We start from the raw sequence: 26,739 nt of genomic DNA, 5'->3' as shown, positions 1-26,739 counted from the left end.
TTTTCGTTATGCTCTTTTTTCATGTTAAGATAAAATTACAACATAGGAAGTAGTGAGATTTCATGAAAACTAAGTTTACACAAAATTTGCTACTCTACCAACCTGTATGAAAAGACCTATAAAGGGTCTTTTTTAAGATTGTGTTTACCCCTTTAGTTTTTTATAGAGATGTAACGCTACATTATGGAAATTATAATGCATAAATTAATTTTTTGTTGTCCTTGTTAAATTAATGTTTACTTATATCCATATCTTTATTATGTTTAAGGATTTAAGAGTTATGCTTAGATTTATGTAGGAAAAGATGCTTATTTTTAATATTGCTTAATAATAGTAAGTTTTTACTTACAAAAGAAATTAGGGAGATGTTTTTTAAGTTTAAGTATTCAACTTTTGTCATTGTCACTTCTTTTAATAATTAATATATTTTTATGGCCCTTGCTTCTCCACCCTTTTGCATATAAGTTGTATCATCCATTTTCTCAATATATGGTGATGGACCTGCTTGTAATTCTATAAAACCTCTTTTTTTAAAGAAATTTATTCGACCCCTCTTAGCTTGTAATCATATAACTTTTTTCGGGAATTTATCATTACAAATTAGATTCAAAACCTCCGTGCCCACCCCTTTCTTTCTGTATTTTTTATTTATTTCAATTCTTGCTATTTCAATTGAATCCATTATTGCCACTTCTTGTTTTTTGCGATCGCCCCTGAATCATTTTCTGATTTTTACATTACCAACTATTGCGTGATTTTGTTTTATAGCAAAACGAATTATGTCTCTTCCTCTTATTGGGTCGATATTCTCTTTTTTAATTATTGATATATTCATAAAATAATAATATATTAATTGAGCACTATTTTAAAAATAATTATGAAAAATGAACTTTTATATTTCTAGGGCTTTGTAATAATTTGTGCGTCTTCAAGATGATTTTTGTGAGACTCCAAGAGGTATTCAAAAACCCTAGGAGAGAAATAAAATTTTCAAGTATGGCACAAGTAAAACTTGTCCAGAGAAGTTAAAACTAGGTGGCATTAAAAATCTGAGATATGTTGGACCAAGAACGGCTAAAGCAAGAATGATACAATAATTGGAAAAAACAAGAAAATTAATAAGCTTAAAAAAAGAATAAATGATTAATATATTAAGCGAATTAGATTCAAATTGCACCTTAACAATAAACGGATTTATTCTTTTTATTTATTCATAGTTGGTATTTTTATGTGTTTAATGCTTTGAGTTTACTCAAGAAAAAGATTTGTAAAAAGTATCACTTTTTTCTATTCTTTGAATATTATCTAACCTTATTAAAAAAACCTGTACGAATGAAAAATATCAACAACTATTGAGTTTAGATTCAAAAAATACCCTGCTTGAAGGGTGTTTTACACGAAAAATACTATTAGAACAAAAATCAAGTGAATTGCAATTATCGCTACATTAAATAATAATCTAGCAAATCCTGAATATCTTAAGGCAACGTAGAATGTTTGATTTTGCTCAATATTCGCATCAACTCGCTTCAAAACAAAGTCAGCTTTTTTAATTTGCTTAGCCGCACCAAAATCGAAAATAAGCATATAAGTTAAGGTTACCAATATGTGCATTGCAACAATTAGTATTGCTGCATATTTTAACACTCCTAAACCACTAAGGAAATATATTAATAAGTAAGATAATAGTTCTAACAATAAAAAGATTGGGACAAATATAAAGAATCTCTTCAATCTTTTAAATGCTAATTGTTTTGCACCTCTCCTATTTGGGTTGTATTTATTTTTTTTCATTTTTAACTTCGTCATATATTAATTATATACTTAAAAAGATGTAAGTGGTTAAAATTGGTTATTTGTGAAAAATTGTGGTAAAATTAGAATATGAAGATTGAAAAAGTTAAAAAAATACTAGACATTATTAAAGAAAGAAAAATGGTCTCAGTTACAAATTTACAGAAAGAATTAAACATCCCAAGAACATCATTATTAAGATATCTATCAGAATTGGAGGAAAATGGTGAAATTACCAAAACTTTTGGTGAAGTAAAAATTAGGGAATCGCATAGAGAATCGTGAGCAACAGGGAGAACGAAAACTCACAAAACTGAAAAAGGGAACATAGCTAAAATTGTTAGTGAATTAATTAAAGAGGGTGAAGTTATATTCATAGATGGCGGAACAACTACATTTAAAATAGCTAAAGAATTACATGATAAAAAAATTATTATTTATACAAACAATCTACTTGTATCCAGTCTAATAAATCCAGACTATAAACCCGAGGTAGTTTTTGTGCCGGGTAAGATTAATAAGAATACATTGTGTGCCGCATCCATAGAAACAATTAAATACATAGAAACAATCAATTTTTCTAAATCATTTTTAGGTTTTAACTCAATGGTTGATGGAAACTTCTCAACAACCAACTCTGAAGAAGCTTTTGTCAAGCAATCAGTTGCAAATTCAACTAAAAAGCAAGGTATTTACTTGGTTGGAGGTTCATATAAGATTGATTCAAAAGCTGCTCAATATTCTTTTGGCACAAGGGATAATGTAACCTTGATTACAGAAAAGGGGGTGGAATAATGCACTATACATTAACATTAAATCCTGCTGTTGATTACTTTATGAATTTTCAAGATGAAATTAGTAATCACCAAAAGACCGATTCATTTGAATTAATGCCTGGAGGCAAGGGTATAAATGCTTCAATTATTTTGAATAATTTAGGTATTGAAAATAAAACAATTTTTCTTGCTGGGGGAATGATTGGGAAGCAATTGGAAGTCTTAGTTAAAAGCAAGGGTGTTGGATATATTAAAGTTGATTCAGGCGTTAATACTAGAATAAACGTGAAAGCTAGTTTCGAAGATACTTACGAGATGAACGTAAGTGGAGAACCAATCAAATTCGAACAAGTTAAGTCTGAATTATTTGGAATTCTCGATACTATGGATAAACAAGATACATTATTAGTAATGGGCTCGCTGCCTAATGGATTCACATTTAAAGATTTAGAAACAATTATTCAAAGGGCATTCAACAATGAAGTTAAGTTAGTTTTTGATTTATCTAAAGATCACTTAACTAAATTAACTAAATATAGGCCTGAAGTAATTAAACCAAATCGTAAAGAGCTTGAAGAGTTATTTAACTGTTCAATTAAAACAAAAGAAGAATCATTTAAGTATGCCGAAAAATTAATTAAATCTGGAGCAAAAAGAGTTCTTGTTTCATTTGATAAAAGTGGTTCTATATACATTGATGAAAATAAGAATAAAAGAATAATAAATGGTGTAACTATCCAAGAAGTAAATGGTTCTGGTGCTGGAGATTCTATGATTTCTGCATTTGTAGCAGGAATAAGTCAAGAATTTTCTGTAAATGAAGCATTAAAATTAGCCTCTGCCGCAGGTACGGCCACGGCATCGGTTGCAGGTATTGCAACTAAAAAAGAAATAATGGATTACAAAAACAAAATTTTAATAAAGGAGAGATAAATGTCTACATTAAATAAACTATTTAATTCAAAAGCAATTATTTTTAATTTAAAAGCCACTTCAAAAGAAGAAGTGTTAAAAGAAATTGCCGCTAAGTTAACTAAAGAAAAATTTGTCAATGATGAAAAAGCTTTTTTACAAGCTTTAAAAGATAGAGAGTCACAATTTTCTACTGGTATTGGTGGTGGATTGGGAATTCCGCATGCACAATCAAAACACGTTGAGAAAAATGTTGTGCTTATTGCAAAATCAAAAAAAGGTATTGAATGAAATTCAATGGATGATAAACCTGTTCATACAATATTTTCAATAGCTTTAAGTGAAGAAAATGCAAATCAACAAGTTGAAGTGCTTGCTGATTTGTCAAAAATGATGATGGATAGTGAATTTATTAAAAATTTAAACAAATCCAAGAATAAAACGGAGCTATTTAAAGTGGTTTCAACATATGAAACTAAAAAACAAGAAACAAAGGTTATTTCTGGTGCTAAAAATATTGTAGCCATTACAGCATGTCCTACCGGCATTGCTCACACATATATGGCTGCTGAGTATCTTGAGGATGCTGCTAAAAATCTGAAATACAATATCAAAGTTGAAACGCAAGGTCGTCAAACTGAAGGAGTATTAACACAAGAAGATATAGATGCGGCCGATGTGATTATCTTGGCTGTTGATAAAGGTATTGACGGTATGTCAAGATTTAATGGCAGAAATGTTAAGAAAGTAGGGACAAAGGCGGTTATTGCCGATGCTCCAAAAGTCATTAATGAAGGTTTGGAAGAAAAAGGTACAACTAAAATTTCTGTTTCTGATTCAGGTTCAAATAATGCAGCTAGTACAGAACTTGAATGAAATGCATTTAAAAATGTATACAAAAACTTAATGGGCGGAGTTTCAAGAATGCTTCCATTCGTTGTTGCTGGCGGTATTCTTATTGGATTAGCATTCTTATTAGACTCGGGTGTTGTTGGGGGCAATCTTGGTGTAACAAGAAATATTTCAAGATGATTTGCTGGGTTAGGTAAAGTAACTTTTGGAATATTTGTTCCTGTGCTTGGCGCATATGTTGCTTACTCAATTGTTGGACCTGAAGGTCTGCTTCCTGGGTTCGTTGCCGGACTTATTGCTTCGGGTGGTGGAATCTTATACGGTGTAAATGCTACTGGTGGGCATATAAGTACTGGTTGATCCGATTTATGAGGATCACTAACACCTGGTGTTCCTGCTGATGTTCTTCAAGCTGGTTCGGGATTCATTGGCACAATGGTAGGTGGTTATGTGGCGGCTCTTGCTGTATTTGTTTTAAGAAAATATGCATTTGCAAAGGTAAATAAAACTTTCAGGGGTGTTGTTTCGATTATTGCTATGCCATTACTGTCGGTAATTATTACTGGAACAATTATGTTTGCTCTACAAATTCCATTGGCATACTTTGCATATGGACTAAAACTAGGATTGACAAGCTTGGGTAATAGAAACTTATTGTGATTAGTTGGTCTTGTTGTTGGATTTATGATGGCACTTGATATGGGTGGGCCTGTAAATAAAGCTGCATATGTATTTGCAACTGGTTTACTACAAAATGGTTCGCACTCAGAATTTGTTATTATGGCAGAAGTTATGATTGCCGGCATGGTTCCGCCAATGGCAATCACATTCTCTACGCTTGTATTTAGAGATAAAGCTTGAACTAAGAAAGAGCAAATTGCTGCTTATCCTAACTGATTACTTGGATTATTCTTTATTACTGAAGGGGCAATCCCATTTGCTGCTAAAGATCCAAAAAGAGTTATCCCTTCAATTATTATAGGTTCAATGGTAGCGGGGTTAATCATTGGTCTGACAAACGTTGGAGTTAATGCTCCACATGGTGGTATATTTGTCTTTGCATTATTAAGAACTTCATTATTTGCAAGTCAAGGGGCTTCAATTGGAATGGCAATCCTATTTGCATTTTTAGCTCTTGTTGCTGGTACTGTTTCAGGTGGAATGGTATTAGGTCTATGAAGAAAAATTGATGTTAAAAGAGGAAAATTAAAATTAGCACAATAACCAAAGTGTTATAAATATTTGTATAAAAAATAACATAATTCGCATTATTTTGTTTTGCGAATTTTATAATTTTTATCTTTTGCTTACATTTTGAGGTATTTCTCTTTATATTGAATAAAAAACAGTAATATTTAAAAGCTTATTTATCATAAATTGGATTATAAAAAAACTTGGGTAATAAGTTTTATTTATAATGGGTATATTAAAGCTAACTAGTCAAAGAAAATAACTTTACAAAAAGTACCATCTGTATAAACATAAATACTCTTACTATGAATCACATAATTGTTTTGTGTTTCGGTTTGTTTGATGGCTTCGCTCATCATTGTAAACTCTACACGGAACTTCTTTTCCTTAATGCACATAATACACAAATGTTTATGAAGAATAAAGAAACAACTTAAATATAAGTATTTCTATTGTATTCTTCTTGCTACGGAAATTCTTACTTATAATTATTATGTTTATTTTGTTTAAGATTTAATTTTAAGTTTGTTTAATAAATATATGTAAGAATATGAAAACCAAGCAAATAATGCTTGGTTCTTTATTGCAATTTAAATTATTACTTTTGAAATTCAATAAAAACAATACCTATAAAAGGCCTTTTCTTTTTTATCTGTTTACTTTAAATTCCATTTGTTTTTTAAGCTCTTGATCATCTATTTTGTATATAAGTTTTAGTTGTTCAAGCATTATAAAAACATCGGCCATTTCTTGGGTAATATCATCTATGTTATCTTTATTTCTATTTACATTCTTTATTAAAGCTTGACTTAATTCCGCAAGTTCTTCAACAGCTTGCAGAACTTGGCTTTTATCATTGGAAGATTCTAATATTTGTTTTATTTTGTTTTGCATATAAATATTATATAACTGCTTAAAATAGATTCATGTTATTTTTTGTTTACTCATAGTTAGTATCTTTGTATCATCGATATTTTGAAGTGTGTCTTGAAATTATTGGTTGGTTTTGCGATAATAGTTAACTTAAATATCATTGGTATGCTTTTGTGCATTTTCGATAGCTTCTTTAAGTCTTTGTTCCTGTTCAGAATTTAACATTCCTTTAAAATCTTCTGCAGAAATTCTAGTGTAATCAATCTCATGTGGGTCTAATTGGTTGAATAATCTAATAGTTCAATTGAGTAGTTCTTCAATGAATAATATTCCCGCAGTCTCAATTTTTAGTACATTAAATGCGTATCTAATATCAAATGAACGGGGACTACATTTCGCATTTCTGAATAATTTGTAAATTTTTTATCGTATTTTGCTAATTTTGTTTCTCCCCGTAGTGCATTGAATAGTCTTGAAAGGTTGATTTCACTTTCGGGAATTTCTTTTGTGTGGTTGACATCTTTAAATATACTATTGTGAATTATCTTTTCATAACAACGATCAATAAAGCGATCAACTTCATTTTTAAAATCATTATCATTATTAGTGTTTTTAATATATTGAATTAAATCTAAAAATTCTTCATTCCAAATCGACCTGTCATTTGATAATCTTATTGTGAAATCACAAATTCTAAAAAACGTGTGGTTAATTTTTTCTTCACTTTCCTTGTGCATGTGTAATAATTTTTTTATATTAGGCCTACTAAAATTTAAATTGTTGTACAAACAAAAAATTCATTCATCAAAGGTTTCAACTTGATCGGCGCTTTGTTCCAATAATTTATCCATCCTTCCATCTTTCCAATTAACTTTAGAGATAAGCAACTCCTTGATAAAATCTCTACCGCTTTGATTTTTCTTCATATATTTCATTAAGTGAATAACTTCTTTTCTACTTCAAATACTTGCATCATAATATCCCAATTCTTTTTGTATTTTGCATATTATCAATAATTCTTCATATATATCTTTTGAATATTTATCTTCTAAAAATTTACAAATTTCCTCGATTCTTTTCCAAGGATTTTTAGGTGGATGAATCTGCAATCATGAAAAATGATCTCCTTTGTTAATTTTAATAAAATCCATATAGTCTTGCCACGTTTTGCATGTATGATTAAATTTTTCACTGGCCAGGAAATTTCCAAACTGATTCAATTTATCAAAAGGATCACCTTGAATCTGCCCATACAATTTAAGGCTCATTTTCTCCAATAAATAGTGCTTAATTGACATTCCGGTCTTGGAACTAAAGTCCTTACTCCTTAAAATACTGGTAATCTCCTCCATATTAGAAAATTTCTGAGTTTGTGAATTTATCAGTGTGTTATCATATGCGGAATATGAGGTTGTATCAGTGCCGCGATGCCCAAGAAAGTCTAAGACAGAGGGGAAAACTTCTAACTCTAAATTGAATTTTTGAATTTTTTTCAAATATTCCACCTCTCTTGAAGAGTTTATAAAAACGAAATACAACAACTGATGAATAAATCAAAATTTCTTAAAATTACTTTCCATTATTTCTGACATCTCATAAATTAAATTATCAATGTTTTTCAACACAATATCTTCATATTCCTTAAATTTAAAAATTAGTAAAATACTTCAAGTTTTATAAGTAGTATAGTGGTTATCAATGAAGTTTTTAAGTCCTTCAAAATCATCGAAATCATCAAAAGCGAATGGCTGCTTATTATTTTTAAAATCATTTTCATACAACTTATAAATATCTGATTTTTTATCAGGTACCTCTTCTAAATAAATTTCTCTCTTAATCTTTTTAGTCAATTCAGAAAATGTAAAGGTATTTATTATTGCATTTTTTAAATTCTCATCTATATAACTGAATCGACTCAGAGTAGCATTGGCTAAGTGGTTAAATATATTGGGATATTGTTGTAATTCTTTTAAATTAATTTTCTTAATTGCCTTTACTAAGAATGTTTCAAGTTCATGACTCGCATCATTGTATCCAAATGATTCATACTCACCAATTATTGGCTCTATCTTTCTTAAAATTTCGTGAATTTCTTGAATGGTATTAATTTCGTCTAAAATCATATGTAAGTAACCAATTGGGAAAGTGGTGCTTGACAACATGAATTTTTTTAAAGATCCTCTCTCTAAAATTTGATCATTTTTTTCCAGTCAAAAAATAGGTCTAATTAAAGCGGGGTTATCTTTATCTGTTCAATCTAGAATTTCATAAAAACTCCTTAGTGTAATTTGAGTTTTAAATTTTCCTAACTTAGGTTTTATTCTATAATATAACTCATTATCAATTAAATCTTTTCTTTTGGATAATTTTGCAAAATTTACACCAAAGTCACTAGTTTTAACTTTTTTACTTATTCCCTCTCAAAAAGTTTTAAGGTCTTTCTTATATTCGTTTCCGAAATTAATGTTAACAACCTTAATGCCCATTTCTCTATATATTTCTTTAAATCTCTCGATATAAAATTTATCGATTGGTTCATGAACAATCAATATCACCTCTTTTAACTCATCAGCCCTTTTAAAGTCTTTAAACACTCTTAATAGGTGTTCTTCTCTCATGGATGAGCCAATTATTATAATTGTCTCTATAAAATCATCTTTTTCATTATTGTCAGACATCAACAAACCCCTCATTTTAGTTTCAACTTTCGAAGAATGTTGAACATAGTCTCCCATTGTTAATAATGAAGGTTTTTTTATTTGTCTTTTATCATCTACAACGCCATGTAAATGAATTATATCTTTATCAATTTTGATGGGTTTATCCTCGATGAAATTAATGGACGTTCTATTGAAAATATTTTCTAAAACCAAATCATAATTTAGTGTCATGATTTTTAGTTTATTCCCTAATTTTTTAAATAAGTTATCATAACCCTTAACAAATCAAACATTTTTACTATGGGGTAACGGATCAATATTTAAAATAGGTCGTTCTTCATTGAAAGAAAGTAGCATTTTCGGATCTCCTATTTTTTCAATAATACCCTTTGAAACCAATCCTTTCTCAAATTTCGAATACCTCTTTTTGGTGCTGCTAATATATTCCCTGAATGATTGCTCGCTTAATTGATCTCAATTCATCGCTCCCCTGGCGATATTGTAATTAATTCCAGAACCAAACAAGAAAGTTAACCTTTTATTTCTAATTGGTGAATTAATATTTTTAGTGACTTCATTTATTGCTTGCAGTATTTTTTTATTTTTTGTCATACAACTCCTTTTATTGATTATATAATTACTTCATGAATAAAAAAATTAATTACAATGAATATATTGAAGAAGACCAAAATATAGACTATATTAAACACTTTGACAAAGAAACCACGACACACGAAAATGCAAGTATAATTTCACGATTTTTAAAATTAAATAAATTTAAAACGGGGTTTATTGAAGAGTCTTTTGGATACGGAAAAACGGAAGCTGCCAAATATTTAAAAAAATACAAAAACCAACTTGGATTAAAAAATTGAAAAATAACATACATTGATGCAACAATTTTAGAAATGTATAGCGATAACAAGTTAAATGTTTTTTCTAAAATCATAACTTTAATAATGGAAAGTTTTCAAGATGAAAATGAGGTGGGCGAACTATCACTGCAACTATCTAAAGTAAATAATATATTAAAAAGAAAAAATAACCATCTAATTAACTTTGAAAAAGAATTATTATCTTTGAAGAAAATATTGAATAAATACAAGAATTTAATAATTTTCGATGAATTGGATAGGATTGATAAATCATTTGCTAAATTTTTGATGATTTCAATAGGGAATAACATTTCTTCCAACAGGAACATTTTACTTTGGGTAATTTCTGATAGAAAAAGAATTTTTGGGAAAGACAATGTGAACGAGATTGAAAAATATGCAGAATACAAGGTTCGGTTAAATGCAGTGAATTCATTTAAGATATTTGTAGACGAGGCTCAACTTCAATTCCCCTTGAAGAATATATACTTTATTAAGGAAATGATCAATGACTGATTACCTAGAAAAATTATCAATATTGTCAATCTTTTCAATGCCTCTATTGAAGCATTTGAAAATAAAAATATAAAAGAAGACCCAGAAGAAATAGCGATTCATTTTTTAGCATCAATGTTTTACTATAACTTCAAAGCAAATAACATTAAACATATTTTTCACTCACAAAATGGTGGATTAAATAATGCAAATGCACTTTTTTCTTCACAAGCAGAGGATGTGTTGTACAAGAATTCGATTCCTACGAATGGTGAGCGCGCTTTTACAATAAATGGGGATATTTTCAATTTCACCTTTCTTTCTAATGGTAAATTTGAAGTTGAACGCAAAACATATTTGAGAGTTGAGGAAATCAAGTCATTGATGAAGGAAATGAATTGACATGTATAAAAAATTCACTTCATTAGACAAAGAGAAACTCTTTAATTCTTTAGAAAAAGATAAAAGTATACACAAGCAAGCTATGGTCATCCAATCAATTTTAAATGATTACTTAGACTTAAATATCCTTGAATTTGCACATTATATGAAAGAAGATGTTTATGTAAAAGGGTTGGAAAGTGGATTTAGTTTATACTTTCAAAAGATGGATAAATCAAACGATCCAAATGAACAATCAACATTTCCAACTTATTGTTGAACAACTAAAATAGATAATATACAAATGTGGCAAGCCTATGGGAATGAAGATGAACCCAAAGCTATTATGCAAACGATTGGTTGGAAGGAGATTGATAGACTTACTTCTGAACATCCAATACTATTTGGTCCAGTATTTTATCTAGAAGAATTCGAAGAAATTAAAAAAATATTAAAGGATTTGGAAGAAGAATATCAAGTAAATAAGTTATGTGAAATATTTATGAATTTTTGCAAACTTAATTATTGAAAAGATGAAGAGGAGTATAGGATGATTTTAATAAATGAAGATGAATTTTCATACATACCTTCAAACAGCTTCAAACATTTACTTCTATTGAATATTGAACCCAAAAGAGTGGGTGACTCCAAAACTAGAAAAGAAATCAGTAGTAGAAACCACAATAAGCGAGTGATCGTTGAAAATAAAACTCTACACCATACAAAAAAGGAGAATGCATGGAATACACAACAATAATAGGAATATACGGAATATTTTTTGCCTTGATGTCTGCATCTTTTATAAAAAACCTTTATTTTAATGCTAATTCATTTTCAAGGGCGATAAGACTGCATTCATTTTCAATTTATTTATTTTACGTATTGTCGACAATATTTGGAATTATCTTTTTAATTAAATATAAAGATAGTGGGATAAGCCTTCACAATAACTTAAATCTTGCTTCTTATGTACTTTTGTCATTGCTAGCAACGGGGTCGATGTTATCAATGGATGAAAAAAGAATATCAATTAGAGATGGTTGGAAATACCAGGCGCAAGTCTTTGAAAACTTTAAAAATTCAAGACAAAATAAGTGACGAATTTTCGGAATATTTCAAGAAGTTCTAAAATGAATTGTTTTACTTTTAACAATTGCTATTTTAATTTGAATGCTGGTAGTGTCGCATGAGTTGGGAACTCAAAAATGAGTGATTCCATTTGCATGTATAAGTATTTTTCATTTGGTGTTTAATTATTGTATATTGATGTATCCAAGAAGCAAACTCATAAATTTAAATACAAGATATAATTATTTAAGAGAAATTATATTAAATAAAAAGGATCTAAATAAAGGAACTAAAAAAGAAGTTTCTAAAAAAGCTCTTGAAATATATAACAAAATATTCACTGATTCAATTTTCTATAAGAAAAACGTGGCGACAAATAATGCAATTATAGTTGAAATAGGGTTATATGGCGGAATAGAAATTGAGGAAATAATTAAATACTCTAGAAATCCGCTTCAATATAACAATTTGTTAACGATGGAAGAGTTCGAAGCGAGATATCCAAAATATAAAAATGAGAAATAAACACACAACTAAAAATATAAGTATTCCTAATATCATACAAAACACTTATTTATGATTTTGTTTTAAATTTATTTTTTTAAGCATTACTTCCCATTTCCCTATTTAATATTCATTATTGGTTGCTATATCTTTGTATGCATCCATTATTCTTTATTGAAAATAACAATATCAATAATTAATATATAATTTAATTATGAAAAAATATGATTATTTTATAAGTTATTCATCTCAAGATGAAGTATATGTTAATAAAATTTATGAACTATTGAGTAATGAGGGCAAGTCTGTATATAAATACAATCGATGTTCTAATCCCGGGAATATTTGGGAAGAAATTTCCAATGGTATTGATAATTCAGATGTTTTCCTAATTTTTCCTTCTTTTGATTCTGAGCAATCTAAAGCTGTTAAAAGAGAATTTTCAATTGCGATGCATAGAGATGTTAATGATGATTCATTTAAATTGATACCAGTTTACCTTACTCCTGGTAAGTTTATAAATTGAGCGATTGACTCGCAGTTAAGGATTGAATCTTTTGATGAAACACCAGAAACAACAGTTAAAAAAATATTAAGTTTTATAGAAAATGAAAGATTGAATTATCAGCAGCCCAATTTACCAATTTTTTGAAAAGTTGAGGGTGGCATTTTGGAAATAGACTCCAAGCGAAATATAATTTTACCAAAAATAAGATTGTTATTAACTGATGAAGGCATAGCCAAAAATAATGGAAGTTTAGTATCATTCGGGGGTCTTGAACATGAAAAAAACATGAGGATATTACCAAATGGAACAAAGGTGTTGGATATAAACATCAAACAATTACAATATATAGGCAACAATAGACCCATAGGAATTGAACTTAAAGACATAAACATCAAGCCAGAATGAATTTTAGATTTTGCAATACTAGAAATCACTGGTAAATTTTATAAATGCATAAGAAATAAATAAAAATCACATTTTTTTGTGTAATTCTTGATTGAAATTTAAAGCGCGATACTTAGAGTTGGAATTTAAGTGAGGTGCTTTTTACATGCGAATATCTAAAATAGATGAATAAAATTCCCTACATGACTAAATGAGAATCTTGTGTGAAAATGAATAGGGAAATAAAAACCGGGCGTTATTCGCTTGGTTTTTGAATTATTCTGTAACCACAACTACTTTGATGCCGAAGTAGAGCATTATTTTTGAGTGGGGGTGATTATACCTATTAACCCTGCCACAACTTATATATGCTTTCTTTACCTTGGATTTTAAGTTTGGTCATTCCTTATTAGGGTGTGAGGTTGCCGCACTAGCGCTCCCATGATGTGGAACTTGCAAGTGTGTATTATTTTTGATGACACCATCCATATTATTTTAAATCTTTTATAAGATTGATCTCCAGTTAGCATTCATGTATCGTTATATGTCATTAGAGAACTTAAGTTAGGATCCTTGTATGCACTGGTTTCTTTGGGGGCTTGTATTGTTCAAGCTCCCTCTATTATTTTTTCTCCAATATCCATTTGTTTAAAAGGGATGCCTAAACTCTTTAAATATTTTATAAATTTTTTTATTTTTGAAGATTTATACATCAGGTTAGGAAATATTATTTTCTCCACCAAATCATCATCAATCATATCCTTTAAATATTTATAGTGATCATAATGTCAATGTGAAATTACCACCGTATATTTTTTAATTTTTATTTGACTTTTAAAATTGGAGTATTTAATAGTTCCACCAACATCCATGATGAAAGAATTGTTTTCATCGTACACGGACAATCCTTGACCTACATTTAATAATTTTACTTTGCTTGGTTTGGTTGCTGTGATAGGTGGCGTTGATGTAAAATTAAATGCATCAAGGTGCAATCTCATTTCTTTTAATTCCTTATAATCATAATTCTTGATTTTAAACTCTTTTAAATCCAATCCTATTGGAACACCAAAACGTATTTGATTTTTATTTACTTTTTGTTTTATCTTTCTAATGAACGCATCAAGTGGAGCCCTACCTGTTTTTATTGAGGGGGTATTGAAATTAATTTTATATGATGCAAAGCTTTCTGCTTCAGTTTCTTTTAAGTAGCGGAAATTACTTGTATCAATATATTCATCTTTAATTTTATCGAAATAAAGTGTGTTTTCCTCAGTATCAAACTTTATTGGTATTACTTTGCTATTTATAGTTTCCATTTATCCTCCTAATTAACTTCTTAATTATAAAATATTAATTTGAATTATTAAAAATTGCATGCCTTTATTTTTGAAAAAATTAAAAAATGTTTCCTTGGATCTGAAATGTGATCTAATTTTATTAAGTTAAGGGAGAGATATGACAATTTTAGAAAGAAAAAGAAAGTATAAAGCATTTGAAGAAGAAGTTAAGAAAGTGTGAAAGTACAATGTTCAAAAAAGTATATTTAATAAAAGCATTTCACCTAAAGGAGCATTTTATAAATATGCAACTGGTGGAACAAAGGATAATGGGAAATTTAGTGAAGACATAATGAATAATCCTAGAGAATTATTTAAGTATTTTGTGGCTCATTTATTGAATGATTCAAAAGAATCAAAATTTAAATGATGATTTGTTGATTCCGATATTATAAACAATGTATTTTTAGATGAGAATAAGAAAGAGTTTATTATTTTTATGAATAAATTTAACTCTACTAATTATGAGTTATCTAAAACAAAAACTACTGCGGAAAATATATATGAATATTTCATTAATTCAGATAGTGCAAACTTATTGAAAAGTGGTATTTCCAAATCTCTTACGGCATATATTTGTGGGGATTTTAAAAATAAATTTTATAGTTCAGAAAAAGAAAAAAATATACGAGATGTTTATTCTAAAAAAATTGTATGAATTACAAATAATGATTATCATGGCACAATAGAAAAAAATAATTCTGAATACAATGTATGAGGTTTACCATCAATATTTTCAAAAATAAAATTCATGGAGTTCCAAAACTATTCAGATAGCAATTTATTTACTGTAAAAAGTGATTTCAATGATAATCAAATGAAATACATTGATGTCAAGGGTTCATCTAAAAATGCGAATAATGGAAGAGTTGTCGTTGTACCTATTCAAGTTTCTGAATTAGTTTCATTTATAAGTGATGTAAAAGATGAACACGGAACTATTGATTCACTTTTTACACTGAATGTTAGGGATAGAAAGAAAAGTAAAAATAAAGTTTCAGATTCAATAATAAATTCTATTTTGGATAATCCCGAACACTTCTTAATGCTTAATAATGGTATTACTGCAATAGTTGATAAGATTGATATATCGATTTCAAATAACGAACCTAATATAAAATTTGAAAATATTAAAATAATAAATGGTCAGCAAACCTCTAATACACTATATAAACACTATTATGACAGCGAAGAAAATGCAATGCCTAAGCAATATTTTGAAGCAAGGATACTTATGAAAGCTTATATGGTTCCTTCTAACGCTTCTGATGAAAGTAAATATGAGATTTATAATGCAATTTCCAATGCATCAAACTCACAAAATGCCATTAAAGCAAAAGATCTACTATCAACTAGAAAATTCAACATGATCCTTCAACAAAAGTTACTAAGAATAGGGATAAATTACTCATATAGAGATGGAGTATCAGATTTTTCAATGCAGTTAAGCAAATTGCCTAAAATCACTCTTAATGAATTAGTTAAAATGCATTATATATTCCTTAGTGGTGAAGCATGAAAAAGAGGTTCTATTGGTAAGGTATTTGATTCTATTATTGGACTTCAAAAACCTAGGCAAAATAGTGCGTTATATACATACTCTAAATTATTTAATACACAATCTCCTGAAGACCTTTCTGAGCAATTGGTAAATATTGCCACTCTTCAACTATTTTATAGAAACAAGAAGAAAGAATTGGGTAATGAAGTTCAATCACTTGATTTATTAATATACTTAGCTTTAGTAATGCAAAAATATGGTCAAAACGGTTATGGGATTGAAATAGAAAAATTTGTATCCTTTATAGAATATTTTAAACCTAAAGATGTTGATTCTAATAACTTATATAAATCAGCAAAACACATCCCATTTTTAATAGATAGAATTTTTACGGAATACAATCTTTCTGAAACTGAAGAGTATATTAAAAATAAAGAATTTTTAAAATAAGTAGATTTATTCTATTTTTTTATTTACTCGTAGTTAGTATCTTTATTATGTTTAATGCTTTAAGGCCTTTAAGGGCTAATGCTTTGGGTTTATGCAGGCAAAGGAATAGGGAGATGAAAACCAGGCGTTATTCGCTTGGTTTTTGGAATTGGATTTATTTAATTAACTGTTAAATTGATTAATGTCTATATTGGTTGTTTTTCAAGTGGAGTATTCATTGTTGTTATGTATTTTAATTTTTTCAACATTAGGAAAAATTTTGGTAATTTTAGATATTTCTTTTTCTTGATCGAATGCATTGCTATTATCAAAATAAGAATAGTAAATAACCTTTTTAATTTTATTTAAATCTATATTAGGTATTTTCTCCCTTAAATAAGGGAGGTCATTTCCAGAAAGTGAATGGCCAATCACCAATGCTTCATCAACCTTTGAAAAATCTTTGCCAACATCTATAGTTCCACCTGTAGATTTATTGAAAAATAAATTATTAAAACCTATTTTATCTAAGAAATAATTTAAAATTTTTCTATTTTCTTTAGTTTCTTCTAGATTAACAACACTTAATTTTTTTTCAATATTCAATGAAGATATAGGTAATTGGTATAATCCTAATTTTATTTGCTCCACATTTTTAGGGATAAAACCATCAGCAATCATCTTGAAATTATTTGGTGTAGACTCATCAATGATTCCGTGTATATGTACAGCTTCATTTTTGTCATAATATTTTAGTTGTTTAGAATAAAATTCAGTATAGTTATAATTAACAACGAAATAATTCTTTTTCTCAAAAAGGTTTATATATTTTGCCTTGATTTTTAGTTTTGTGTTCGCTTCTGTGATTTGTTCTTTGATTTTTCTAATTAAAATTTTTTTTATTTCGATTGTTAAATCATTAATTGAATGTTCCTCGCAATACCTATCTTTTTCCTTGTCAGTGGTAGTATTCCATTTATCTTTAAATTTATTAAATAAGTTTAAGAACATATTCTTGACTAATCCTCTTTCTTCTGGCACACCTCTTCTTGAAATTAATTGATGAACTTCCGCGGGCAGTGTTTGTTCTTCCGTAAAAGCTGATCTTCAAATCGCTACCGAAAAGCCCAACTCTTTTTCAAAATCATTTCACCAATTATTTACTCTATTTTTAGAAAAAAGAAAATTCATTTTTGAACTTATTCCACTCAATGCAGCCCTTGAATTCTCATCGAATATTTCTCTTCAATTTGTTCGCAAACCATGATCAATATCCATTCCATTGCCAATAATTATTATTCTTTTTATTTGTTTTTTCATAAAATAATTATATTACTATCCACTTCTCGTGGTGCTGGATTTTGTTATTTATAAATATCATAAATTATGTCCGGGTTTCATATATTGAAATATATGTATAAAAAAGAATATAATTTTCCTATGTATAAAGAACAAATAGAACAACTTATAAAAGAAGTGTCTAAAAAAGACAATAATAGAATAATTGTATCGGGAGATTTTGGTGTTGGTAAGACAACTATGGTAAGAAAATTTGCTGAAAAAATAAAAGGGGGATTTTGTTTCAATGAAGAGGGTGTTGAGGGTTGCAAAAACAAGAAGGCGCCTGTTAAGTATATTGATGCAAATCAAGACATGTTTCATGAGGAGACTATTGCCAAAATAGAGGGGATTGGAAGCATAAAAAAAGAAGCAAAACATTTTAGCGAAAATAAAATTTGAGATTGATTATCTGTGTTGTATATAAAAAATAAGAAAATAATTTCTTTTGCTGGAATCATTGCAATTCTTTTAGCTATTGTAACTATTATTCCCTTAGCGTTTGAAATTTCTAAATGGTATTACATGGGTTTGATAATTTTAATGCCTCCCCTGATGTTGATGTTAATGTTCCTTGTATTGCATATTTCTAAAATAAAGCACAAAATAATAATTGTAGATAACTTGGATAGGATTAAATTTAACTCTTTTGAAAAAATACTTTCTTATAAGTTTTCAAAGAATAAAATAATAATTTTTATTTTTGATTCTCAAAATATTGCGGAAAGGTATGTAGAAGAGTATGGGCGTGACTTAAAAGATCCATTCAAAATTTTTGAAAAATACTCCACAACCACCATCAACATTGAATATGTAGCACGACAACAATTGCACAATTTTTTTGAAGAAGAAATGCCTAATATGAAGGATAAAATGCAAGAAATTATATATACACTACAAAATGCGGAATTTTCTAATTTTAGAACATTGAAAAAAATAAATGGAATATTTCTAGACGCACTACCCATTGTTGAAAAATTAGAAATGGATATGCATGATTATTACTTTATATTATTAATAAGAATTTTGGATCCTATTATGGCTAAGAAAATATTCCATGAACCTAATTTTTGTAGGAACAACATTAATCAACCATCTTTCATGTTGGGTATGGGTGAGTTTAAAGAGAGTTTTGATAAGGTGACACTTGAAACGTTAGGAATCAAAAACGATAATTCACAGATTTCAAGAGTAATTACATCTTTTATGGAGTCAAGGTTAGTTTCATATAATACTTTGTGATTTTCAAGTGAAAATAAAGAATTATATTTCTTTGATTATGAATTAAAAACAATATATAAAACAGCCAATGAGATACATGAATTATCCTTTGTTCGTGCTGTTGATGTCTTTAGAAAGCAACAATATAAAGGTCTTTTTGGCGAAAGATCCCTTAAGAGAATTGTGGAATTAATGCCAACAACTGCATTTGAAGAATTTTACTCTTCTAATATTTTGAATTCCGTTATTCAAAAATTAAGTCCTGCTGACTTTGTTGAAAAAATTAATTTAAAGGATTCTGGAATAATGAGGCGTTATGAATTTTTAGAAGAACTTGCTGGGGGTGTTATTGATAAATATATGTCGGGTGAAAAGAAACGCGACATAATAAATCCGCGACATATATGTTTTAAAAATAATGTAGTTATTTATATCGAAAGCAGCGAAGTAAAAATATTTAAAGACTTTTTTGATGCGGAGTTCCAAAAAATAAGAAGAGAATTAACAAAAACTAAAATGATTCAAATTTTCAAACAAGATTCTCATTCAATTGTAACAAACTTTTCATTCATTTACTTTTTAAAAGTATGATTTCAAGATGAAATTAGGGATCTTTTTAATAATAAAATGATTAACAAGACTTGATTTGAAACTACTGTATATTACTCAAGAAAAAAAGAAAATTTCATTTCCGAAGAAATGATTATGCTGATTTTGAGTGTTGAAGGAGTAAATCTCCAGAATGTTTACAATAATTTTGCGGGTGAAATGATGTATGTTGATGGCCAAGAAATTACTTTTAACGAATGGATTAAACAAAAATATCCTTCCTTTATAAAAAAATAAAAAAATGAACTAAAACGTTCATTCCAATATTGAACCTTGAAGGTTCTTTTTTATCTAATGATCCGTCTTCTTAATCTTAGATCGTTAACTAAACGTGGACAAATAAATTCTACATTTTAGATTGCATAAGCGCTAGTACTTGCTGACGTTTTTCAATGCAATCTTTTTTGTATTCTTTTTGTATTATATCATTTGATGTATCGCTTGATATGTTTATGAAATTCTTCAAAAGACATTTTTCAAGTTTTAATCGCTTTAAATATTCACCTTTCAAGCATCCAAAGAAATATTCAACTTCTCTATCACCCAAAGAATTACCAATCCTACCCATGGAAATTGAATACTTAATTTTTGAAGAGTTCTTAACAAATTTACTTGAATATTGAGAACCGTGATCAGAGTGCATGATGAAGTCCTTCTCTCTCTTTTTTAGTTTATTGAATGCATCTATAACTAGCTGATTATCATCATGCGTTGATAGGTGTCAAGATTCAATTAGTTTAGTTTTACGACTTATCACCACCGATAAATATATATATTATTATTTTTAACTCTTGCCGGAATGTAAGAAACATCAGTGGCGACTATGTTATCTTCCACCGAATTGAAATCCCTATTGACTAAATCAACATATTTAACTTTTGTATTTTTAGATTCTGATTTCTTTCTCGCTTTTCTTGTCTTAGTCTGTAAATTCCACCTATTCATATATCTTCTGAGTGTTCTATCATTAATTATTACATCCTAAGACTCCAAAACTTTGGAAAGTCTTTTTGAACCATAAATATAATGCTTTTATTGATGATATAATTTTAAATTTGGGTAAGGAAACCAAAGATTAAATCATTTAGGATCTGCTGCTTAATGGGCATTTCCAAATAAAGAAGTTTTGATTTTATTCAACATTTTATTGGGATATTTACAAATAAATAGAATTTGAATAGAAATAGATGCTTAGTATGATTCCTCGAATTATAAAAAAGTTAAATTAAGCGATAATGCGATAAAAATATTTGAAAGAATGTATAATTTTTTTATGCAAAAAAATAAAAAAATACACATAGCTAATGTCTATGAAGAATTATTAGAGCCAACATTACTTCAATTTGTAATCCCTATTTATCAAAGGAAATATGTTTGAAAAATTGAAAACATAAAAAAATTAGTAAGCGATATACTATTTTCTTATAGAGAAACAAAAAAAGTAAAGGGAGAAAAACAAGAATATTTTATTGGTTCTATGGTTTTTAAAAAAACTGCCAATTCATATCAACATAGTTTTACTATTGTTGATGGACAACAGAGAATAACTACATTATTTATGATTTGTAAAGTTATGAATGAAATTCACGAAGATATCATGAAGGATATATATTTTTCTCCTGGGAAAGATATTAGGATTCAATCAAATAATAAAAAATATGATGACATGTTAAAGGTTATTTTTGATTATGGCAATAACGTTATAGTGTCAAAAGAATTTACAATGGCGGTAAAAACGTTTGAAGATATTAGAAAATGAATGAATAAAGAATTTGATAGGGAGCAATTTATAGAACTTAAAGAAGCAATTAAAAATTTATATATATCACAAATAAATCTTAGGGAATACGAAGATGAAAGTGATTTTTTTGAAAGTATTAATTCTACGGGTGAGAAATTAGAAACATGAGATTTATTTAAAAACTTTGTTTTTAAAGATATACATAATTTAGAAATATTTACTCGAGAAAAAATTAAAAACAATGAATCAATTTTTGAGGAAATAATTGAACAAAATATTATTTCAAATTTTACTCCAGGAGAAGATGACGGACAAATTAAAAAGGAAAAGAACGATTTTTTAAGATATTTTTTAGATCATAAATTTAATGTCGGTCTAGTTAAAAAAGGTTATCCTGTTTACTTTGAGATAAAAAAACTATTGATTAAACAAAATGGAAATAAGTGATCGAGTGAGACACTTGGAGCTTTTCTTAAAGAAATGTCTGAAATTTCTGAAATATGAAAGACATTTAAGACAATTCCGAATATAGGTGTTAAATCAAAAGATAATAGGGAACACTTTTACAAAAAAGTAATATCAAAACAAAATCAATTTTTTCCTATGTATCTTCAAATGCACTTAAAGTACATCAAAAATAGTTGTGAATATTCAGAAAACAAGTATAAGGAAATGAAAATAGCTAAATTCATCACTTTTTATAAATTGAGTAGGGAATCAATTGGTAGAGGTTCCAAAAACCTAACTAGATCCATTTCAAGTTTTTTCAAAAATTTTATTGAAAAGCATCCGGGTGGGTCAATAACGGACTTCGCCAAATACACGTTTGCAGAATTAAATGAAAATCAAAGAACTCCGAATAAATTTGAAGTGCTATCTAAAATGAGGGATTTGGACTACAACAAAGACAAGGAAGCCATTAAAAATATTTTAATTGCTTCGGAGTTAAATTCTAATAAAAACGAAGTGTTGGATTTAGGTTTGAATATAGAAATTGAACACATATTTCCTCAAAATCCCTCTTCTGGGTGGCATCTTGAATACGGTAGTGATGACATGGAAAAATTCGCACTTAATAGAAATAAGTTTCTAAATTTAACTGTTCTTAGTGATGGGGCCAATAAATATGTTTCAAATTGAACATATGATAAAAAAAGGGAATATTTCATAAGAAATGATAAATTCTCCATAAATAAAATATTCTTGGATTTCCCAAAATATAACAAGGAGATGTTAGAGGCAAGGTATTTATTAATAGTCGAACAATTTTTGGGCCTTTTTAATGAGTTTTTCCAAGATGAGGATTTAGTAATTGCTAAAGTGTCCAAAACTCCAAAATCGTCAAGTGAATCTAAAGTACAAAAATGAGTTGAAGAGGGCGTTGTTGAGTGGAACTCTTTAAAAAGTAATTATAACCATAAGATTTTTGAGTACGCAGAAAAGTGTGAATCTGTACCCAAAGTAAAGATGAGAGTTTTTACAAAGGAATATGCAACATGAGCTTTAAGGAGATACCTATTAGAAGGCATATCCGGCCAAAGAAATGAAGCTGAATTAACAAATGGCGATATAAAAAATGGGTTTATTCAGAAAAGTACTTTTAACATGATTGGAATTAAACTTAAAAATTCACAAACCAAAAAAATCATTGGAAAAGAGCGTGAAAAACTCATTTCTTTAATTGAGGAATATGTTAAGGAATGTTATGGATAAATTTGATTTAAAATTCATTATAAGATATGTGTTCAATGGAATTTTTCTTTAAAACAGATTCAAAATAACTATCAATTCCTTTGATTCGACTGCAAATAATCAATTCTATCTTAATGCCTTCTAAATTTATTTTGTGAGAAATTTTTTCCTTGTAATATAGCAATTGACCAATTGCCTTGTATATAGAATCTTTGCCATTTGTAGCGGATTTAACTTCAATGATTTTCAATAAATCATCTTTAAATAATACTATGTCAATATTATCATATTCTTCTTTTGATAATCATCCTCTATTTTTGTGATACGAAACTATAACTTTTTTCATTTTTTCATGATAAGTGCTTAAATCGGCATCTCTTTGAATAGTTATTTGTTTTTTTTCGGGATCATCTTTATTTTCACGAGGTTCTGAATTTTCTGAGGAATCATATTCAAAAATAGATGTTATATTTTCAAGCGCAAAAGGACTTGCTGCAACTATATTCCCCGAATCTTGAATTTTATCTTCTTTAATGTGGTTTAGGTTTATGGCATTTTCAACATCGTCATTCGAAAATAAAGTATTGGTATATATGGTATTGCTCATTAAGGGCTCTTCTCCGTTTTTGAATGCCATAACTAAAACATCATTTTTTGTTTTCACTACAACAAATTGATCTTCAATAAAAATTGAATCTCTCAAATTATTGAATAACAACCCATTTTCAGATCTTTTACCTATTTTGTATTGTGCCTTTTTGGCATCATTTGATATTGCCATTGTACTTTTTTTAAAAAAGATTTGGGAACTGGAGTCTTCTATCATTTTATCTGAAACTTTGATTGGTACGTTACCTCAAAAAGGTGTATCTAAGAACATACCCACTCTATCAAAATATTTTTTTGATAAAGACGTTACGGCTATATGTGAAGTATGACCCCCTGCCTTTTTGGGTTTATTTTTTTGAATTAAATCTGCTGCAGGCATTTTTTTACTTCAAATAAAATCAACATCCCTTATTTGTAAATTTAATCTCAATAATAACGCTAATGCGTCTGCATCTTTCGTAATATCTTTTTCTGTAAATTTCATAATACCTCTTTTCTAATTTATATATATTATACGACTTTTTATTATAAAAAATAAAGCCCGGATATGTCCGGTTTATGTTAAGATTATATTTATGAAAAATAAAATAAGAGTTGCCACAATTTTTAGTGGAATAGGAGCTTTTGAACAAGCTCTTAAAAAAATGAATATAGAACATGAAATCATACTAGCTGTCGATAATGGCGAACTTTCTTTGCCTCTTAGCGAGGAACAAATACAGTTTTTAACAAAAGATAAAACAAACAAAGAAAAAAGAATGGAAATCAACACGATGTACGAAGAGCTTAAAAAGAAGAATTTCGTAAAAGAATCTTATTTAGCTAACTATAGCGTTGAAAATTTTGAATATGATGTTAAATATATAAAGGGATCTGATTATAAGGATATTTCTATTTTAGTTGGGGGTTCTCCTTGTCAAGCGTTTTCAATTAGTGGGAAAAGACTAGGATTCGAAGATACTAGGGGGACTTTATTCTATGAATATGCAAGAATACTGAAAGAAATGAATCCAAAAACTTTTATTTATGAAAACGTACCTGGTTTACTATCTCATGATTCCGGCAGAACTTGAGATGTTGTCAGAGCAACTTTTGATGAATTGGGCTATGTTTGAAAATATTCGGTATTAAATGCGAAACATTTTGGGATTCCTCAAAATAGGAGGCGTGTTTTTGTAGTGGGTATTAGAAAGGATTTAGCAAATGAAGAATTTAATTGACCAGAGGAAATAACTTTGGAAAAAGAGACTAAAGACTTTTTGGAATCTTCAATAGAGAATAAGTATTATCACGGTGAAAAAGGATTCAAATGAACCACAAAACCAATGTCTTTAAAGAAAAGAGTTAGCATAAATTCAACGATATCGAGAACTCAAGCTGCCAACCAACAATTTAATTGATGTGGTGATATGAGATTTGAAACAAAAATTCCGAAAAGAATCCAAGAAGATGCAAGAATTTGAAAAGGTAATTTCAAAGACAAATACGGTGTAGTTAGAAAACTCACTCCGAGAGAATGCCTTAGATTAATGGGGTTTTCTGATGAATTTAAAATAGAGGTTCCAGACAAGGAAATGTATCACCAATCCGGTAACTCTATAGTTGTTAATGTATTGGAAGAAATTATGAAAGAAATAATAAAAACAGGGGTATACGATGAATAAAAAATTAACAGTAGGAACTCTTTTTAGTGGAATAGGGGCTCCAGAATGAGCTCTGAAAAGGCTTGGAATTGAGCACGATATCGTATTTGCTTGTGATAATGGCGAAGTTGAATTAACAGCTGATGTCTCTAAAGAAGTTACTTTACTGAATAATCAAGGAAAATATTCGGAAGCAAAATTAGTGGTTGATGAAGCAATCAATAAAAGAAAAAGAAATTTTGTAAAAGAAAGTTATCTTAAAAACTATGAATTAGATGAAAATGATTTCCATCACGATGTTACCTTATTGGATGGAAAACAATATAAAAACAAGGTAGATGTTATAGTTGGAGGTTCTCCTTGTCAAGCTTTTTCAGCAGTTGGTTACAAAAGAGGTTTGGAAGATGCGAGAGGTACTTTATTTTATGAATTTGCAAGAATTATATCTCAAGCGCAACCTAAAGCATTTATATACGAAAATGTTGCGGGGTTGCTGACGCATGACAAGGGCAAGACGTGAAAAATAATATGAAGTATTTTTGAGAGTTTGGGGTATAACCTCCACTGAAAGAAAATCAATTCTAAAAATTATGGCATTCCGCAAAATAGAAATCGAATTTTTGTTGTGGGGATCAAAAAAAGGAATGATTTCACTTTTGAAGAAGAAGTAGAACTTAAATATACAATGCAAGACTTCTTGGAGTCTAAAGTAAAAATGGGCGACTTTTCATTTGATAGTAATGGATCGATTTATATTAAAAAAACATCAAAAAGAACTCTTTCAATTGATGATAAATATTATCCGTCCGAAAAAGTTATTAAACATATCATGAGTCCAGGAACAAAAAATTATTTCTCAAAAATAGCTACAGACCTACCCATTGCTAGACCCATACTTGCAACCATGCATAAAATGCACAGAGCCAGTGTTGATAATTATATTACAACCAAAAAAGGTTTGAGAATGATTACTCCTAGAGAGGCGACTAGATTAATGGGATTCACAGACGAATTTATAATACATGACTCTCGTCTTAGGGGATATAAACAAGCAGGTAATTCAATTGTTGTTGATGTAATGATGTCGATATGAAGGAGTTTATTGAAGGAATTGTAAAAGTTTTTTTTACCAATATCAAACAACGAAAAATATTAAACTTACATGTTGTAAGTCCTCGATTGAAATTTAAAGTGCAACACTTAGAGTTAAAATTTAAGTGAGGCACTTTTCATATGCAATTATTCAAAATAGGCAAATGAAAAGTCCCTACACGACTAAATGAGGAGACCATATGAATTATACAACTAAAAAACACTATAAACAAATTAACTTCGAAGAAAGA

General features: G+C 28.6%; 21 protein-coding genes. 12 read left to right on the top strand and 9 right to left on the bottom strand.

Going from position 1 to position 26,739, the window contains the following annotated elements:
* Positions 1-418 precede the first annotated feature (418 nt).
* Together C4B24_RS03370 and C4B24_RS03365 are read right to left on the bottom strand one after the other, a co-directional pair.
* The gene (locus C4B24_RS03370; protein ID WP_131599366.1) at positions 419-835 is read right to left on the bottom strand and encodes a GNAT family N-acetyltransferase; all 417 of its coding nucleotides are present in this window, start codon (positions 833-835) and stop codon (positions 419-421) included.
* 557 nt (positions 836-1,392) lie between these two features.
* Positions 1,393-1,809, bottom strand: a complete 417-nt coding sequence (locus C4B24_RS03365; RefSeq protein WP_131599365.1) for a hypothetical protein — start codon at positions 1,807-1,809, stop codon at positions 1,393-1,395.
* 75 nt (positions 1,810-1,884) lie between these two features.
* Between C4B24_RS03365 and C4B24_RS03360 the strand changes: the two genes are divergently transcribed.
* From C4B24_RS03360 to C4B24_RS03350, 3 genes are read left to right on the top strand one after another with little or no spacing between them, the layout of a single operon-like run.
* Positions 1,885-2,589, top strand: a complete 705-nt coding sequence (locus C4B24_RS03360) for a DeoR/GlpR family DNA-binding transcription regulator (RefSeq protein ID WP_131599364.1) — start codon at positions 1,885-1,887, stop codon at positions 2,587-2,589.
* Positions 2,589-3,503: a 1-phosphofructokinase family hexose kinase gene (locus tag C4B24_RS03355; protein ID WP_131599363.1), complete on the top strand. Its 915-nt coding sequence runs from the start codon at positions 2,589-2,591 to the stop codon at positions 3,501-3,503. The genes C4B24_RS03360 and C4B24_RS03355 overlap by 1 nt, the downstream gene beginning before the upstream one ends.
* Positions 3,504-5,558, top strand: coding sequence for a PTS fructose transporter subunit IIABC (locus C4B24_RS03350; protein ID WP_131599362.1), 2,055 nt, complete (start codon positions 3,504-3,506; stop codon positions 5,556-5,558).
* 615 nt (positions 5,559-6,173) lie between these two features.
* On the opposite strand, the gene C4B24_RS03345 is transcribed toward C4B24_RS03350, so the two are convergent.
* Together C4B24_RS03345 and C4B24_RS03340 are read right to left on the bottom strand one after the other, a co-directional pair.
* Positions 6,174-6,419 (bottom strand): nucleoside triphosphate pyrophosphohydrolase family protein, encoded by a 246-nt coding sequence (locus C4B24_RS03345; protein ID WP_131599361.1) that lies wholly within the window; start codon positions 6,417-6,419, stop codon positions 6,174-6,176.
* 326 nt (positions 6,420-6,745) lie between these two features.
* On the bottom strand, positions 6,746-9,670 hold the full coding sequence (locus C4B24_RS03340) for an SIR2 family protein (protein WP_131599360.1): 2,925 nt from the start codon (positions 9,668-9,670) through the stop codon (positions 6,746-6,748).
* Positions 9,671-9,702: 32 nt separating this feature from the next.
* On the opposite strand from C4B24_RS03340, the gene C4B24_RS03335 reads away from it, so the two are divergent.
* From C4B24_RS03335 to C4B24_RS03320, 4 genes are all read left to right on the top strand, one after another.
* Complete coding sequence (locus C4B24_RS03335; protein WP_131599358.1) at positions 9,703-10,839, top strand: hypothetical protein; 1,137 nt, start codon at positions 9,703-9,705, stop codon at positions 10,837-10,839.
* Complete coding sequence (locus C4B24_RS03330; protein ID WP_131599356.1) at positions 10,832-11,566, top strand: DUF2971 domain-containing protein; 735 nt, start codon at positions 10,832-10,834, stop codon at positions 11,564-11,566. Before C4B24_RS03335 ends, C4B24_RS03330 begins: the two co-directional genes overlap by 8 nt.
* Entirely contained in the window at positions 11,548-12,402 is an 855-nt protein-coding gene (locus tag C4B24_RS03325) for a hypothetical protein (protein ID WP_131599353.1), read from the top strand. The genes C4B24_RS03330 and C4B24_RS03325 overlap by 19 nt, the downstream gene beginning before the upstream one ends.
* Before the next feature lie 193 nt (positions 12,403-12,595).
* Positions 12,596-13,357 (top strand): toll/interleukin-1 receptor domain-containing protein, encoded by a 762-nt coding sequence (locus C4B24_RS03320; protein WP_131599351.1) that lies wholly within the window; start codon positions 12,596-12,598, stop codon positions 13,355-13,357.
* 305 nt (positions 13,358-13,662) lie between these two features.
* Here the strand turns inward: C4B24_RS03320 and C4B24_RS03315 are convergent, their stop codons facing one another.
* Complete coding sequence (locus C4B24_RS03315; RefSeq protein WP_131599349.1) at positions 13,663-14,592, bottom strand: ComEC/Rec2 family competence protein; 930 nt, start codon at positions 14,590-14,592, stop codon at positions 13,663-13,665.
* A gap of 139 nt (positions 14,593-14,731) precedes the next feature.
* Here C4B24_RS03315 and C4B24_RS03310 point away from each other — a divergent pair, with 139 nt between their 5' ends.
* Entirely contained in the window at positions 14,732-16,564 is a 1,833-nt protein-coding gene (locus C4B24_RS03310; protein WP_131599347.1) for an AIPR family protein, read from the top strand.
* A gap of 162 nt (positions 16,565-16,726) precedes the next feature.
* Here C4B24_RS03310 and C4B24_RS03305 read toward each other — a convergent pair whose 3' ends face one another.
* A complete protein-coding gene (locus tag C4B24_RS03305; protein ID WP_131599345.1) occupies positions 16,727-17,863 on the bottom strand; it encodes an AbiH family protein in 1,137 nt (378 codons plus the stop codon).
* Between the two features lie 120 nt (positions 17,864-17,983).
* Here C4B24_RS03305 and C4B24_RS03300 point away from each other — a divergent pair, with 120 nt between their 5' ends.
* Positions 17,984-19,948 (top strand): hypothetical protein, encoded by a 1,965-nt coding sequence (locus tag C4B24_RS03300; RefSeq protein WP_131599343.1) that lies wholly within the window; start codon positions 17,984-17,986, stop codon positions 19,946-19,948.
* A 109-nt stretch (positions 19,949-20,057) separates the two neighbouring features.
* On the opposite strand, the gene C4B24_RS03295 is transcribed toward C4B24_RS03300, so the two are convergent.
* The gene (locus tag C4B24_RS03295) at positions 20,058-20,468 is read right to left on the bottom strand and encodes a transposase (RefSeq protein ID WP_131599341.1); all 411 of its coding nucleotides are present in this window, start codon (positions 20,466-20,468) and stop codon (positions 20,058-20,060) included.
* On the bottom strand, positions 20,462-20,656 hold the full coding sequence (locus tag C4B24_RS03290; RefSeq protein WP_131599339.1) for a hypothetical protein: 195 nt from the start codon (positions 20,654-20,656) through the stop codon (positions 20,462-20,464). Before C4B24_RS03290 ends, C4B24_RS03295 begins: the two co-directional genes overlap by 7 nt.
* A 328-nt stretch (positions 20,657-20,984) precedes the next feature.
* On the opposite strand from C4B24_RS03290, the gene C4B24_RS03285 reads away from it, so the two are divergent.
* On the top strand, positions 20,985-23,165 hold the full coding sequence (locus C4B24_RS03285) for a DUF262 domain-containing protein (protein ID WP_168388341.1): 2,181 nt from the start codon (positions 20,985-20,987) through the stop codon (positions 23,163-23,165).
* Between the two features lie 7 nt (positions 23,166-23,172).
* On the opposite strand, the gene C4B24_RS03280 is transcribed toward C4B24_RS03285, so the two are convergent.
* Complete coding sequence (locus C4B24_RS03280) at positions 23,173-24,237, bottom strand: hypothetical protein (protein WP_131599335.1); 1,065 nt, start codon at positions 24,235-24,237, stop codon at positions 23,173-23,175.
* Positions 24,238-24,328: 91 nt separating this feature from the next.
* Here C4B24_RS03280 and C4B24_RS05250 point away from each other — a divergent pair, with 91 nt between their 5' ends.
* Both C4B24_RS05250 and C4B24_RS03270 read left to right on the top strand, forming a co-directional pair.
* Positions 24,329-25,417 (top strand): DNA cytosine methyltransferase, encoded by a 1,089-nt coding sequence (locus tag C4B24_RS05250; RefSeq protein WP_131599333.1) that lies wholly within the window; start codon positions 24,329-24,331, stop codon positions 25,415-25,417.
* Positions 25,410-26,513, top strand: a complete 1,104-nt coding sequence (locus tag C4B24_RS03270) for a DNA cytosine methyltransferase (RefSeq protein WP_131599331.1) — start codon at positions 25,410-25,412, stop codon at positions 26,511-26,513. The genes C4B24_RS05250 and C4B24_RS03270 overlap by 8 nt, the downstream gene beginning before the upstream one ends.
* Positions 26,514-26,739 lie beyond the last annotated feature (226 nt).

Origin of the sequence: Mycoplasma marinum, assembly GCF_004335975.1 — a bacterium.
GTDB classification, from domain to species: Bacteria; Bacillota_I; Bacilli_A; order Mycoplasmatales; family Metamycoplasmataceae; genus Mycoplasma_K; species Mycoplasma_K marinum.
The sequence above is the reverse complement of the archived record's forward strand: the minus strand, read 5'-3'. Positions and strand labels throughout refer to the sequence as shown.